Origin of the sequence: Collinsella sp. AF18-8LB (assembly GCF_003459795.1) — a bacterium.
Taxonomy (GTDB): domain Bacteria; phylum Actinomycetota; class Coriobacteriia; order Coriobacteriales; family Coriobacteriaceae; genus Collinsella.
Genome location: NZ_QRWU01000011.1, coordinates 22,046 through 37,451 on the forward strand (window position 1 = coordinate 22,046; position 15,406 = coordinate 37,451).

General features: G+C 61.9%; 10 protein-coding genes. 2 read left to right on the forward strand and 8 right to left on the reverse strand.

Annotated features, from left to right (window positions below):
* Positions 1–108: 108 nt before the first annotated feature.
* Together rsgA and DWX25_RS08630 are read right to left on the reverse strand one after the other, a co-directional pair.
* Positions 109–1,062, reverse strand: a complete 954-nt coding sequence (rsgA, locus tag DWX25_RS08625) for a ribosome small subunit-dependent GTPase A (protein ID WP_199412347.1) — start codon at positions 1,060–1,062, stop codon at positions 109–111.
* Between the two features lie 471 nt (positions 1,063–1,533).
* Complete coding sequence (locus DWX25_RS08630) at positions 1,534–4,215, reverse strand: cation-translocating P-type ATPase (protein WP_117799321.1); 2,682 nt, start codon at positions 4,213–4,215, stop codon at positions 1,534–1,536.
* Positions 4,216–4,656: 441 nt separating this feature from the next.
* Here DWX25_RS08630 and pyk point away from each other — a divergent pair, with 441 nt between their 5' ends.
* On the forward strand, positions 4,657–6,117 hold the full coding sequence (gene pyk, locus DWX25_RS08635; RefSeq protein ID WP_117799320.1) for a pyruvate kinase: 1,461 nt from the start codon (positions 4,657–4,659) through the stop codon (positions 6,115–6,117).
* Between the two features lie 417 nt (positions 6,118–6,534).
* On the forward strand, positions 6,535–7,608 hold the full coding sequence (locus DWX25_RS08640) for a hypothetical protein (protein ID WP_117743144.1): 1,074 nt from the start codon (positions 6,535–6,537) through the stop codon (positions 7,606–7,608).
* Here DWX25_RS08640 and DWX25_RS08645 read toward each other — a convergent pair.
* The 6 genes from DWX25_RS08645 to pheS form a co-directional block, all read right to left on the reverse strand.
* A complete protein-coding gene (locus DWX25_RS08645; RefSeq protein ID WP_117763563.1) occupies positions 7,605–8,453 on the reverse strand; it encodes a hypothetical protein in 849 nt (282 codons plus the stop codon). The two genes, DWX25_RS08640 and DWX25_RS08645, sit on opposite strands and share 4 nt — an antisense overlap.
* Positions 8,454–8,533: 80 nt before the next feature.
* Positions 8,534–9,301 carry an energy-coupling factor ABC transporter ATP-binding protein gene (locus tag DWX25_RS08650; protein ID WP_117799319.1) on the reverse strand — a complete coding sequence of 256 codons (768 nt, stop codon included), beginning with the start codon at positions 9,299–9,301 and terminating at the stop codon, positions 8,534–8,536.
* A gap of 44 nt (positions 9,302–9,345) precedes the next feature.
* Positions 9,346–10,182, reverse strand: a complete 837-nt coding sequence (locus DWX25_RS08655) for an energy-coupling factor transporter transmembrane protein EcfT (protein ID WP_117799318.1) — start codon at positions 10,180–10,182, stop codon at positions 9,346–9,348.
* Positions 10,160–11,242, reverse strand: a complete 1,083-nt coding sequence (gene cbiM, locus DWX25_RS08660) for a cobalt transporter CbiM (protein ID WP_117799317.1) — start codon at positions 11,240–11,242, stop codon at positions 10,160–10,162. The genes DWX25_RS08655 and cbiM overlap by 23 nt, the downstream gene beginning before the upstream one ends.
* A 166-nt stretch (positions 11,243–11,408) precedes the next feature.
* Complete coding sequence (gene pheT, locus DWX25_RS08665) at positions 11,409–13,862, reverse strand: phenylalanine--tRNA ligase subunit beta (RefSeq protein WP_117799316.1); 2,454 nt, start codon at positions 13,860–13,862, stop codon at positions 11,409–11,411.
* A 184-nt stretch (positions 13,863–14,046) separates the two neighbouring features.
* Positions 14,047–15,123 (reverse strand): phenylalanine--tRNA ligase subunit alpha, encoded by a 1,077-nt coding sequence (gene pheS / locus DWX25_RS08670; RefSeq protein WP_040359117.1) that lies wholly within the window; start codon positions 15,121–15,123, stop codon positions 14,047–14,049.
* Between the last annotated feature and the right edge of the window lie 283 nt (positions 15,124–15,406).

Genomic DNA, 15,406 nt, shown 5'->3' on the forward strand with positions numbered 1-15,406 from the left:
GGCAAGGTTTTGGTCAGCACGTCAGCAAACTGCATGTTTCGAGGCTTTTCCGCAGCAAAAAAGCCGTCTCCCGAACACTTGGGAGACGGCTGTCATAGGAAAAATCAATTACAAATGGACATCGGGATCGAGCATTTGAGCGCTCACGCGCATGGATGACGCCAGGTTTTGGAACGTTTCCAGACGCAGGCCGTCGATCTGCCCGGCGTCCTCGGCCTCGCGAACGGCGCAACCCGGCTCATGGGTATGTGTGCAATCGCCAAACCGGCACGCGCGCGATGCCTCGACAATCTCGGGGAAGGCGCGCGCCAGACCCCGCTCGTGACCCACGAGCGGTAGGCTGCGCAGGCCCGGGGCATCGGCGATCACGCCGGCGTCGCCCGGCAGCGCCACCATCACGCGCGCGACGGTAGTGTGACGGCCCTGATCGTCGCGTTCGCGCACACCGCCGGTCGCCAACGTATCGTGGCCCAGCAGTGCATTGAGCAGCGTCGACTTGCCGGCACCCGACTCGCCCAGAATCATGGCGCAGCTCCCAGCAGGCACGCAGGAACGGACCTCGTCCAGGCCGCGGCCCTCGGCAGAGGACGTCACGATCACGCGCACGTCCGGACCCACCAGGCGGCGCGCGCGGTCCAGATCGCGCTCGAGCTCCTCGGCATCGCAGCGGTCAGCTTTGGTGAGCACCACCACCGGTTCGGCATCGCAGTCGAGCGCCAACACCAGCGAGCGCGCCACGCGGTCGAGCAGCACCTCGCCAGCACCGAGCGCCTGCACGATTAGCACGCTATCCACGTTGGAGCAGAGCACCTGGCGCTCTCCGCGGGCACGGCCGCGCCAACGTTCAAAGCTCGTATGGCGCGGCAGCACGCACTCAATCACGCCCATATCGTGCCCGGGAGCGCGGCGCACCGCCACACGGTCGCCCACGGCAGGCAGCAGGACCTCGTCCTCGCCGCGCGACTTGGCAAACCCCACGGCATGCTCGGCGCGAAAGGTGTCGTCGGCAGTAGCCACCAGCGGAAACCCGCGATCCAAGCGCACCACGGCGCCAAGCTGCATCTGCTCGGGCTCCTCGGCATGTGCGCAGAAATCATCAAAGGCAGTCTGCTGGGCTTCATCGACCGGCAGGTCATCAAACGCCGGAACGTCCTGCAGCGCGTCGAGTCCCGGCACGCTTGCCAGCAGCTCCTCAGCAGATGCGGGAGCCTCGGTCGCGAGCTTCCGGCGACGATCGCGCTTAGCCCGCGCCCCCGTCGTCTTTTTCTTCGCTTTAGCCTTAGCTTTGCCCACAGATGCCTCCCAGCACAAAACCACACAACTGAGCAGGTATTTTAAAACAAAAAGAGCTGGCCGGGCAAAGCCCGACCAGCTCACAAACTTTCCCTCAGCTTATGGTCCTGAGAGGTTATCCGAAGGCCCGCCCGCCGGGAGGGGTTTCCCAAGGGCACATCCCGCAGCCGCAAAGCGGCGAGGACGTGCCCGTGGAAACCCCGCAGGCGGTCGGGCCGGTGGGAAGGACAGCCTTTCGACCTACCCCTTCTCCACAGCGCGCATGATCGCCTTGTAGATCTCCATCAGCGGGATGATCAGGAAGGCCAGGCCCAGCGCGGCGATAACGCCCTTAAGCTCAAGCGTCACAGGGCCAAAGAACATCTCGGCAAGCGTCGGCTGCACGGTTACGATCACCGTCAGCACCAGCGCCAGCGCGGCCGAAGCCCACAGCCACTTGTTCTGCTTCTTCATCTTAAACAGCGACGTGCGACGGCTGCGCATGTTAAAGCAGTGGAAGATCTCGACCATGTTGAGCGTGATGAAGGCCATCATCACGCCTTCTTCGTCGGCGGCGCCGGCGATCATATCGGCGATGTGGATGTAGCCCATGTCAAAGTACACGCCCACAAAGAAGCTCGCCAGCACCAGCACGGTGATGATCAGGCCCTGGACCACGCAGTCCAGACCCATATGTCCGGCAAAGACGCCGTCCTTGGCGTTGCGCGGCTTGCGCTTCATGATGTCGCCCTCGGCATCCTCCATGCCCAGCGCGAGCGCGGGGAAGCAGTCGGTAACCAGGTTCACCCACAGCAGCTGCACCGGCTGAAAGATGGTAAAGCCGATGAGCGTGGCGATGAACACCGAGAAGACCTCGGCAAGGTTGGCCGAAAGCAGGAACTGGATGACCTTGCGGATGTTGTCGTAGATACGACGGCCCTCTTCGCAGGCACCGATGATGGTGGCGAAGTTGTCGTCGGCAAGCACCATGTCGGCAACGTTCTTGGTAACGTCGGTGCCGGTGATGCCCATGCCAACGCCGATGTCGGCGCGTTTGATGGACGGGGCATCGTTGACGCCGTCGCCCGTCATGGCCACGATCTGGTCGCGCGACTTCCAAGCCTCTACGATACGGGTCTTGTGCTCGGGCTGGACGCGGGCGTACACGCCGTAGTCCTCGATATGCGCGTCGAGCTCCTCGTCGCTCATACGATCGAGGTCGGCACCGGTGATGGCATGGCTGCGATCGGTGACGATTCCCAGCTGCTTGGCAATGGCCACGGCGGTGTCGATATGGTCGCCCGTGATCATCACGGTGCGAATACCGGCATCGTGGGCCTCGCGGATGGCGTCGGCGACCTCGGGGCGGACAGGGTCAATCATGCCGGACAGGCCGCAGAAGACCAGGTCATGCTCGAGCGCAGCGGGACTGCAGTCGGCGGGAACCTCGGTGTAGGTGCGGCTCGCCAGCGCCAGCACGCGCAGGGCCTCGTCGGCCATGGCTTTGTTGGCCGCCACGAGCTCGGCACGACGCTCCTCGGTCAGGGGGACGACCTTATCGCCCTCGTAGATGTGGGTGCACAGGCCGATCACCACGTCGGGCGCGCCCTTGGTGTACTGCTCATACTCGCCGTCCAGGGTCTCTACGACCACGGACATCATCTTACGACCCGAGTCGAACGGGGCCTCGCCCACACGCGGATGCTCGGCAGTCAGGCCGGTGAGGCCCGCCTTGCCGGCGTCGTTGACAAGCGCGCACTCGGTCGGCTCGCCCACGGCCTCGCCTAAATCCTCGTCCCACTGGGCATCGGAGCACAGCGCCATACCGGCCAGGAACTTCTCCTTAGGCGCAGCAAGCTCGTGCTTGACGACGGTCATCTTGTTTTGAGTAAGGGTACCGGTCTTGTCGGAGCAGATGGTCTGCGTGCAGCCGAGGGTCTCGACGGCAGAAAGCTTGCGGATAATCGCCTGGCGCTTGGCCATCTTGGTCACGCCAAGCGACAGCACGATGGTCACAACGGCGACCAGGCCCTCGGGGATGGCAGCGACGGCGAGCGAGACGGCGACCATAAAGGTGTCGAGCAAAGCGGTCGGGTCGGTAAGGACGTTGCCCACGCCGTGGCGGAGGATATCGACGCCAAAGATGACGACGCAGATGACGATAACCATGATGGTAAGGATGCGGCTGAGCTCGGCGAGCTTCACCTGCAGCGGCGTGAGCTCTTCCTTAGCCTCGGCCAGGGCGCCGGCAATCTTGCCCATCTCGGTGTTCATACCGGTGCCGACCACGACGGCGCGGCCACGGCCGTACACAACGGTGGAACCCATGTAGCACATGTTCTTGCGGTCGCCGAGCGGCACGTCATCGGTGCCCGCAGCAAGCTCGATCACGTTGGCGTGCTTCTCGACCGGCACGGACTCGCCGGTGAGTGCGGCCTCTTCGATCTTCATCGTGGCGCTCTCGAGCACGCGGCAGTCGGCCGGGACGGAGTCGCCCGCCTCGAGCATGATCACGTCACCGGGCACGAGCTCGGAGCTCGGCAGATGCACGAGCTTGCCGTCGCGCAGTACTTTGGACTGCGCCGCGCTCATCTCTTGCAGGGCTTCGAGGGCCTCCTCGCTTTTAGCCTCCTGGACCACGCCCAGCACCGAGTTGACGATAACGACGAACATGATGATGGCGACGTCGGCAAAATCGGGCTCGCCCTTGACCATGCCCGTGAGCGCGCTGATAACCGCGGCCGCGATCAACATGATGACCATGGGGTCGGCCATCTGCTCAAAGAAACGCTTCCAAAGCGGCGTTTTCTCGGCTTCCTCAAGCTTGTTAGGGCCTGTCTTGGCAAGACGCGACGACGCCTCGCCGGTGCTCAGGCCGAGGTGCTCATCGACACCTTGGTCGCTGAGCACCTCCGCCGCGGCGGACAGGTATTCCTTTTGCATATAGAGTCCCCTCCTGGGATTCGGGCCACTCAGCAGATTGATGCCCGATCATAATTCCCAGGAGAAGGGCAAGGGCTCATCAAGGCTGCCGTGCTGAGCGGCAGTTGATAGTGGAGCTATGGTACCCCAAAGCGGCGCGTCTAGCCAAAACATTCCAATTGGAAACACGGCTCGGGTGCAACGGTGCAGACAGTGTGATGCTCGAGATTGATAAAACGTTTTTTCTTCAGCGCATCGGCAAACTGAAATATCGCCCAGATAGCAGCGGTAAGACCGCTTGGTAAAAGTTTTTCTTTAGTCTTTTTTGACTAAAGAATGAACTTCTAAATCGGCGTACGGTCGATTTTTTGGGGTATTCGGTCGTCATTTCGTTATAATCAACTCAGTTTTATTTCTTATGCTTTATCTATCAGCGCAAGACGATGTCAGATGGAGGTCTGAATGTACAAGCGCACTAAGATTGTATGCACCATGGGTCCCGCCTGCGATAGCGACGAGACCATCCGCGAGATGATCAAGGCGGGCATGAACGTCGCCCGTTTCAACTTCTCGCACGGCTCTTACGACGAGCACCACGGTCGCATCGAGCGCGTCCGTCGTATTTCCAAGGAGCTCGGTCTGCCCGTCGGCATCCTGCTCGACACCAAGGGCCCCGAGGTCCGCACCGGCCTTCTGGTCGACGGCAAGAAGGTTGCCGTCAAGACCGGCGACAAGATCGTCGTCACCGCTCAGCCCACGTCCGAGGATTTCCACGGCACCGCTGAGCACATCTCCCTCGACTACCTGGCTCTGCCCTCCGAGGTCGAGAAGGGCTCCCTCATCCTGATTGACGACGGCCTGGTTGCCCTCGAGGTCGAGTCCGTCGACGGTCGGGACATGACCTGCGTCGTCAAGAACGACGGCCTGATTGGCGAGCGCAAGGGCGTCAACATGCCCAACGTCAACATCTCGCTGCCCGCCATCACCGAGCGCGATCGTCAGGACATTCTCTTTGGCCTGACCGAGAACATCGACTACATCGCCGCTTCCTTCATCCGTGACGCCGAGTCCGTCCGCGGCATCCGCGAGCTTTGCCGCGAGAACGGTGGCGAGCACGTGACGATCTTCCCAAAGATCGAGTGCGCCCTGGGCGTCGAGAACTTCGACGAGATCCTCGAGGCTTCCGACGGCATCATGGTCGCCCGTGGCGACCTGGGCATCGAGATCAAGCCCGAGCTCGTTCCCCACATCCAGAAGGAGATCATCGCCAAGTGCAACGCGGCTTACAAGCCCGTCATCACCGCTACGCAGATGCTCGACTCCATGCAGCAGAACCCGCGCCCGACGCGCGCCGAGGTTGCCGACGTTGCTAACGCCATCTACGACGGCACCGACGCCGTTATGCTCTCTGGCGAGTCCGCTGCCGGTAAGTACCCGGTCGAAGCCGTTAAGATGCAGGCCAGCATCGCTCTCGAGACCGAGAAGTACCTCCCGGCTCACGCTCCGCTCGAGGTTCCCGCTGACGCTCACGGCACCCGCGTTGTCAACAACGTTGTGGGTATGTCCGCTGTGAACATGGCCACCACCGTTGGCGCCAAGTGCATCACCGTGCCGACGACCACCGGTCGTACCGCTCGCCTGATCTCGCACTTCCGTCCCAACATGCCGATCTGCGCGTTCTCCCGCCACGAGTGGGCCGTCCAGCAGATGATCATGTACTGGGGCGTCATCCCGCACCAGGCAGAGATTACCCAGGGCACCGTCAACGGCACGATCGTCAAGGCGATCGAGACCGCCAAGGAGCTCGGCTACGTCGAGACCGGCGATCTGACCGTCGCCACCGCCGGCGATCCCCGCATGAGCGTCCAGCTCGAGGACAAGGTCTCCTCGACCAACGTCGCTTACGTCGCTCAGGTGCGTTAAGTCGTACTTGCAAGCATGTTTGCATTGCAAAGGGCCCGGAAGGCTTCGCCTTCCGGGCCCTTTTTCTGTGTCAATGCCGGCACACGGCAAAACACGCACCCATTTCTTTACCAAAAGCGCGAAATCCACCTTTCGAGGCCCAAAAATAAAGTCCCAAGCGCTAAAAGTGTTCGCCCGGTGGCAAACCCACACCTTAACCGACGCTGCTAAATCGTTTTAGCAAGGTCAAAAATGACTATGTTTTCGGAAGTGCGGGGAAAAATTGCTCACCCCCAAGCACAAGCCCTTTTATTTCAACAAAACCCCTGATAAAGTTGGCTCAAATACTCCTTGTGCTTTGCCTGCTTCTCTTTTTCCCCGCACTTCCGAAACCGATAGCCTTTCTAGCCCAAACAACGCTCAAACGATCGGATTGCTATGTCATTTCTCGCTTGCGGACCCTCGGCTTTCCAGTACTATCGCATCCCGCCCCAGATACTGGGACTCTATCCGGCAATCCTGCCGCCCGACCATGACCATCGCTTGGTGCATTACTCAAAACAGCCAGTATTTGAGGATCTACTCGACAAGCCGGTCTGGAGATTCGTGGGCGAAAAGGGTCGCCGCGCGAACGGCAAGCTTTTTCGCAGCCGCCTGCTGACCCAGGAACCACCTCCCGGGTCGTTTAGGCAAACTGAACATGGATTTGATGTCACATCGCCCGAGTTCACACTGCTCAACCTTGCTACGCAGGTCTCACGCAACCAGCTGCTCATGGCGTGTTATGAGATGTGCAGCTCATTTGCAGTATTTACGCCCTGCGAGCGTGCGCAAAAGCAACTTGATGAGGCAATATCCCTTAAGCTCATTCCACCCGACTGTGGCTGGGAGCGCGTTGTTGACACCAAGGGCAATGGCACCAATTTGTGGAAACGCGCGCCGCTCCTCAGCGCGGCGGATATCGCCGCGTTCGCCAAGCAGGCCGCAGGCCTGCGCGGCGTCAAGCAACTCCGTTGGGCCGCCAAACGCATGACAGGACAGACTGCCTCACCCTTCGAGGTCCAAACATCCATGCTCATCTCACTCCCCCGCGACGAAGGCGGCCTGGGCATAGACATCACCAATAACGCGCGCATCCCGCTCAGCGAAGCCGCACGTTCGCTGTATGACAAAACCTGCTGTTACGCCGACATCCTCATCGAAAGTTTCACCGACAGCATGGGTGTCATTCTGGAATGCCAAGGCCGCTCCGCTCATGACAGCGAAGCCGCGAGCCTCTCCGATGCCGAGCGCGCCACCGCACTCACAAGCATGGGCTACGACGTCATCCAACTTACCTATGACCAGATTAAGGATAAGAAGAGCTTCGACCACATAGCCGAGCTCATCCATAAAAAGGCTGGGCTTCCCTACACCCCAAAGACCAAACAGGAGTGCGACGCCGAAGATGCCCTGCGGCAAAAGCTATTTGTCGATTGGGACGAGCTGTTCACTACCGGGCCGGCCAGCTAGCAGCTAGCAATCAGGGGCAGTGCGGGTGTGCCGGGAGCGGCTACGCGCTCGGCAAAGCCTGCCTCGGTTAGCTCGATGACCTCGGTAAACGTTGCATCGAAAAATTCCTCGGTTAGCAGGCGATACGGCGGATGATCGGGCTCACCGGGGTTTTCGCGTACAATCTCGTGCATGACGCCGATAGTCTTGAGCACATACTCCTTATGGATGGGATACTGCCCAAAACGCGTCGCCGCGGTATACAGGCGATTGGTCGCACGCGGAATCGAAACAATGCCCAGCGTCTTGCCAAACCAGTCAAAGTCGCCTTGCTTTTTAATGCGGAACTCCTCACACGGCTTGCCGCCGTGCGCCTCCAGATACTGGTTCACACGCGTGTTCCATACCGTGTCGGCCACCAGATGCGACCAGACGCCCAGCGTTAAATCGAGCAGCGACTGCGCCACATCTTCGGACGCAAGCGAGAACTCACTAGCGCCGGGACCGGCAACCGGCTCGGCATACTTGTAGCGCTGGGGATAGTGCACGCGGTTCAGTCGCTCGCGTTCCTCGACAATCGACGTCGCCGCAGCCGGCGCACCTATCGGCATACCCTTGAGCAGCGGCGCCACATAAGTGTCCCAAAACTCCTGCTCACGCGGCTTGGGGATAGGCTCGGGCTTGGCAAAATGTGTAATGCTATACGGAATGGGATCGGCAATGCCAGGAACCATATAGCCCACGAAGATATCCGGAACCACGCAGCCAAACAAAAAGGCATTGCGGTCGCGCACACTATCGGCAAGCACACTGGTGCGATCCAGCAAACGCTCCGTCTGAGCGATATGAATGTTCCAGCTTGGCATAGCCACCCCCATAAAAAACCTGGATAACTATACCATCACGGCAAAGCCGCGCAGGCGGCTACGCACGCTTTACGCAGCAACTAGTCCGTAGCACCGCTTTCGGTTCCATACGACGGCGAAGGCGCCTCGACCACATGGTGATATCGATCGATATAGATGGCGCGGGCACCCAGGCGTCGCACCAGATCCTGGTGATGCGTACTCATCAAGACCGTCTTACCCACCGCGACGTAGGCTAGCAAGAAGTTGACCACGATGTCGCATGAATCTTCGTCGAGTCCATTGGTAGGTTCATCGAGGACCAAGATATCCGGGTTCATCGACACGACGGCCGCCAGCGCCACACGCTTTTTTTGCCCGCCCGAGAGCTGATAGGGAGAGGCGTCGGCAAGGTCGGCAACCTGGAACAGCCCCATGGCATCGCGCACGCGGCGCTCGAGCTCGTCTGCCGGCAGCCCCATCTGGGCGGGGCCAAACGCGACCTCCTCGCCGACCGTGGCGCAAAAGAGCTGCGCATCGGCATTCTGGAACACAAAGCCCACGCGCTGATGGAACCGCTGGGCCGTCACGGAATCCTTGAGATATGCCGCATCGACCACATGCCCGTCGAACAGGTACGCACCCGCGTCCGCAAGCTCAAGACCGTTAATAAGGCGCATGATCGTCGTCTTGCCGCAGCCATTCGGGCCAAGCAGGGCAACGAGCTCGCCACGATCGACCTGCAGCGACACACCATCGACAACCGTATGCCCCGCATAGGAAAACACCACGTCGCGTAGCTCGATGAGCGGCGCGACCTCGGCGCCCGCTCCGTTCGTGCCCGCCGCATTATTCATATCGATCGTCAAAACGCCGCCCTTCCCTACTCACATCGACAGTTCGACCGTCCGCGCTACAACACCGCGCACAACACGACGAGCAACGCCACAACGGCCGCGTAAACGGCATCGCGCCAGCCAAACCCGGCGCGCGCGGGCGCCGGATACGCACCGGCAAAGCCGCGACAAAGCATAGCCTCGTCCATCGCGCGGCTGCATTCCATCGCCTTGATAAACGTCATGCCCATGATACCCGCCAGCGAGTCGGTGCGCGAAAAACCCGCAGGCGCGGATCCGACGCTGCGCAGCATGACCGATTCGCACAGATCGTGCGCCGTGCGTCCCAGCACCTCGATATGCTTGAGCGCCATATCAAACGTAAAGATAACTTCGTCGGGCAGATGCAGCATTTTGAGCGCCGCCGACATGCGGCTCCAGGTAAGCGTCCACGAAACGCCCAGTACCAGCGACACATTAATGAAGGTCTTGAGCGCGATCTTGAGCATGGCGCCCGTGGCAGAAGCGCCCAGCAGCAGAGCAGGCAGCGCCAGAACCACTGCGAGTCCCGCGGCGCCGAGCGCCGGCACAAAGGTCGCGCGCAGCCCGCGTACAGGGCGCACGGCAACGAGCACCAGCGCGATAGCCGCCATCAACATGAGATACAGCGGGCTTTGCGTCAGACACACGCACAGGACGCAAACGAACATCCCCACCAGGCGCACCGGAGCCGAAACGCAAGAAAGGGCGCGGTCGACCATCGACCCGCCCTCGTGCGCGCCTCCACCCAGGCGAACCCGCTCAAGCAGGCTCGCCAGGTGCAGGACATTCTTTTGCATCACGCGATGCCGAGCCCCCACGGGCTCATATCGCTCCTCTGCCGCAAGCCAGCTAGGCAGCTCGGCTATTGCCATGAGCACCGCTTTCCTTGACCGTCAGCGAGACCAGACGGAATGCGATGGTAAGCACCGCCACGCCAATCACGCCGGACAGGATATACATGGCAGCCTGGCCGGCAAAGCCAAGGCCCTGCTCCTCGGAATAGACCTGCAGGTAGTCGCCCGTGGGCAGCGCATCGGCAAAGGTCGGAGCATCGAGGCCGACCGAAGCCTGCAGACTGTCGTCACCAGCCTCCTGAACGGCGGTCGCGGCGCCCTCAGCGTCCCACTCGCCCCAGGCGTCACCCGTGGCCAAAAGGCCCAGCGGCGTGGCCAATACAAGTACGGCGACCAGAATGAGCGTGGGAATTAGGGAAGTCTTCTTGGCGGTACCATCGGCGGCAAGCTGGCCATCGACGGCCTCGGGCCCGACGATAATGCTCGGCGCCGTCTTCTTAATGAAACCGTAGATGGCGGCCGTCGCCACGCCCTCGATCACGCCGGCAACCAGCATATGCGGAATCAACATAGCCGGAATAGCCACGGACAGTGGGAAGGGGCAGTACAGCGGCGCGCCCGAAACGTTGGTAAAGAGCATCGGCTGAATACCAAACTCGATTGCCGCGCACAGGGCCGCCAGGCACAGGCCGACCCAACCGCTCACGACGGCAGAAACCGAGGTGCCCCAGCTCTTGTCGTGCAGACGACTGTTGAGCGCACGGAACACGATGACGGCGGCAAACGGCAGCACAAAGGCCATGTTAAAGCAGTTGGCGCCAAACGACAGAACGCCGCCGTCGCCAAACAGCAGCGCCTGCAGCGCCAGCGCAACCGAGACAGCGATAGCCGCGGCCTCGGGGCCCAGCAGCAGCGCGATGAGCGCACCGCCGACGGCGTGACCCGTGGTGCCGCCGGGCAGCGGCACGTTGAACATCATGAGCAAAAAGGAGAACGCGGCGCAGATGCCCAGAAAAGCCATGTGCTCGCGATCGAGCGTGGCGCGCACCTTCTTGATGCAGTGGACCCAAACGGGCACCATCGCCACCGCCATGACGACATCGGTCTGCGGGGACAGATAATTATCTGGAATATGCATAGCGCCTCCCGGTTGTCGGCACGCGATCGCAGTGCCGTTTGAATCACCTTGCCAGTGTTACGTATTGCTAGGTTCGTAACACGCCGCCGGCTATCATAGCAAACGGCGCACTGCCAACAAAGCAGTGCGCCGTTTTGCAATACATTTGTCACAGACGCAAGCGATCCTATCCGCGAACCTCGCCGTTTACGCCCTTGCATACCTTGGTGACGATCTTCTGGTGCGCCTTCTCGACCTCTTCGCTGGTGAGCGTGTGGTCGTCGGAGCGATACGTAAGCGCAAAGGCCATGGACTTTTTGCCCTTGCCGATGCGAACCGGATCGCGGTAGACGTCGAACAGGCGCACGCCCTCGAGCAGCTTGCCGCCGGCACTGGTAATGCGGCGCTCAAGATCCTCGCAGGTCACAGCGTTGTCGACCACAATTGCCAGGTCGTGCTCAACAGCCGGGTACTGCGAGAACTCGCGGTAGTTCTCCTGGTTGCGGGCACCCTTGATCAGCTTGTCCAGGTCGAGCTCAAAGGCAACGACGACCTCATCTATGCCGCAGGCCTCGCGCGCCTCGGGGTGGATCTCGCCGACCCAGCCCAGCACGGTACCGCCAGACAGAACCTCGGCGGCACGGCCCGGCTGCAAGAAGGCGTAGCCCTCGCCCACGGCGGGACGGAAGCGAACCTTCTCGATGCGCAGCTGGGCGAGCAGCTCCTCGACAATGCCCTTACCAAAGAAGAAGCGCAGCTTGCGGTACTTCATGTTCCAGGACTGCTCGCTCCACTGGCCCGAGAGCACACCCGCGACGGACTTGGTCTCCTTGGGCAGGCTGGCGTTCTCGCGGCCGTGGAACAGGCTGCCGACCTCGTACAGGTGCACGTTGGGCGTGCCGTGGGCCTCGTTGTAGGCCACAGACTGCAGCAGACCCGGCAGCAGCGAGCGGCGCATCTCGGTCTGCTCGGCCACCAGCGGGTTCATGAGCACCACGGGGCAGCCGCGGCCCTCGGTGGACATGCCAATCTTCTCCAGGTCGCCCGGGGCGGCAAAGCCAAAAGTCGTGGTCTCGTTGAGGCCGCAGGCGCGCAGGATCTCGCCAACCTTGCGGGTGAGCTTCTGCTCGCGGGTCAGGCCGCCGATGTGGTTCTTGGCAGCCGGGATGGTCGCCGTCACGCGGCCCATGCCCCACAGGCGCAGGACCTCCTCGATCAGATCGATCTCGCGCGGCAGGTCAGGGCGGAAGCTCGGCGGGGTAACCATAAAGTCCTCGCCGTCGCGCTCGACGGTGCAGCCCAGGCGGGTGAGCGAGCGCTCGATAAAGTCGGGCTCGATGTCGGCGCCGCAGATGGCGTGCACGCGGGCCAGGCGCAGCTTAATGCTGTCGATGGTCTTGGGCGCGGGGAAAACGTCGATGTAGCCGGGAGCAACCTCGCCGCCGGCGATCTGCTCGATGAGCGCGCAGGTAACGTTGGCGACATCCACGCAGCCGGTCTCGTCGACCTGGCGCTCAAAGCGGATGGAGGCATCGGAGATCAGCGACAGGTCGCGGCTGGTGTGCGAGGTGCGGCCGGCGTTGAAGCAGGCGCTCTCGACCATCACGTCGACGGTGTCGTCCTCGATCTCGGAATCCATGCCGCCCATAACGCCGGCCAGCGCCACGGGACGCTCGCCGTCGGTGATGAGGCCCATGCCGGCGTCGAGCGTGCGCTCCTCGCCGTCGAGGGTCGTGAACTTCTCGTCCTGCTGGGCGGCGCGAACCACCACGCGGCGATGGCCCTCGCGCTCGGCAAAGGTTGACAGGTCAAAGGCGTGCAGTGGCTGACCGGTGAGCATCATCACGTAGTTGGTGATATCGACGATGTTGTTGTGCGGACGCACGCCCAGGGCGTTGAGGCGCTTGACCATCCAGTCGGGCGACGGGCCGACCTTCACGTTGCGCACGATGCGGGCGACATAGCGGTCGCACAGGCCCTCGTCGGCAATCTCGACCGAAAGCTCGTCGTCGGTCGCGCGGCCGGTCTCGGCCTTGATGGCGGGCAGCTCAACGTGAAAATCGCGGTCGAAGATGGCGCCGGTCTCGCGGGCCATGCCGATCATGGACAGGCAGTCGGGGCGGTTGGGCGTGATCTCGCAGTCGAGCACGGTGTCGCTCGAGCCCACATACTCGGCAAACGGCATGCCACAGGGCGTATCCTCGGGCAGAATCATGATGCCGGAGTGGTCGCCGCCCAAGCCGAGCTCGCGCGCGGAGCAGTTCATGCCCACGGACACGACGCCGCGAAGCTTGCTCTTCTTGATCTTGACGTCGCCGGGCAGAACTGCGCCGATCATGGCCGTGACGATGTGGTCGCCGGCCTCGAAGTTCTGCGCGCCGCAGACAATCTGCAGCGGGGCGGGGTTGCCGTCGGCGTCGAGGTTCTTGTCACCCACGTCGACCGAGCACACATACATATGGTCGCTATCGGGGTGCGGGGTCTTGGTGAGCACCTTGGCGGTCACCACGTGGTCGAAGGACTCGCCCACGGTGTCAATCGCCTCAACCTCGGTGCCGGTGCGGATATACTCGTCCGAAAGGGTCTTAGGATCTTCCGGAATATCGATCATGGTCTTGAGCCAGTCGTAAGAAACACGCATGTAGCTCTCCTTTCATACTGAAAGCCTGCGAAGAGATGCAGGTGGAAACTTCAACTTTGTGAACATTCCTTACAAAGCGAGGGTTGTCCAAGTGCGGCAGATCGGCCCGAAAGAGGAGCGCCGCGTACTTTGGTACGCAAGCGACGAATGAGCGCCGAGGTGCCGTGCTTGGGCAAGCCGCAGCCTAGAACTGATTCAGGAAACGCATATCGCCAGTCATGAGAGTTCTGAGGTCGGGCAGGTCGTAGCGCAGGGCCGCGACGCGCTCGGCGCCAATGCCAAAGGCGAAGCCGGTGTACTTCTCGGGGTCGATGCCGCAGTTGATAAGAACGTTGGGGTCGACCATGCCGCAGCCCAAGATCTCGATCCAGCCGCTGTGCTTGCAGAAGTTGCAGCCCTTGCCGCCGCACACGTGGCAGCTCACGTCCACCTCGCAGCTGGGCTCGGTGAAGGGGAAGAAGTGCGGGCGGTAACGCGTCTTGCGGTCCTCGCCAAACATGCACTTAACAAAGTAGTCGAGCGTGCCCTTGAGGTCGCCAAAGGTGATGCCCTCGTCGACGACCAGGCCCTCGATCTGGTTGAACTGCGGCAGGTGGCAGGCGTCGGCCGTGTCGGGACGATAGACGGTGCCCGGGCAGATCATGTAGATGGGCGGCTTTTGCGACTCCATGGTGTGGATCTGCACGCCCGAAGTCTGGGTGCGCAGCAGTACGTCGGACTCGCCATGGGCGTGAGCCTCGGGGTGCGCGACGCTGCCGGGGTTGTTGTCGACCACGTAGAACGTGTCGCGGGCCGAGCGGCTCGGGTGATCCATGGGCGCGTTGAGCGCGGTGAAGTTGTAGTAGGAGGTGTCGACCATGGGGCCGGACTCGACGGTGTAGCCGATGCCGCAGAAGATGTCCTCGGCCTCCTCGATGATCTGCTTGATCAGGTGCTGATGACCGATTTGCGGACGGATGCCCGGCAGCGTGATGTCGACGGCCTCGTGCTCGAGTGCGTGCTTGAGGGCGGCGGCCTTCATCTCGGTGGTGCGCTCGTCGAGCATGCCCTCGATCAGCTGGCGCATCTCGTTGGCGCGCTTGCCCATGACGGGACGATCCTCGGGGGCGAGCTTGCCCATCATACGCATCAGGCCGGTGATGCGGCCCTTGCGGCCGAGCAGCTCAACGCGCGCAGCCTCGAGCTTTGCGGCGTCGTCGGCGCCTGCGACGAGCTCCTTGGCCTCTTCCTCGAGTTTGACCAGATCATCAATCAGACTCATGTCTTCCCTTTCGTCTCTCGCGTATCCGCGCTCCGGGACGGCTGACGCCGCCCGATGCTGCGGATACGCGGCCCGGTTCGGTAACAAAAAAACCGCCCTCGGGCATGTGCATTGCCCAAGGACGGTTAAATTCCGCGGTACCACCTTGTTTGACCCGGCGGATGTCTGGCCCGCCGCGCCCACTCTGCGCCTCTTGTCGCGAGGCTCACGGCTTCCCTACTGGGGCTTTGCTGCCACTGGCCGCGCGCCCGTTGAGGTCGCTGCTCGGGAGTGAACGCTTGGC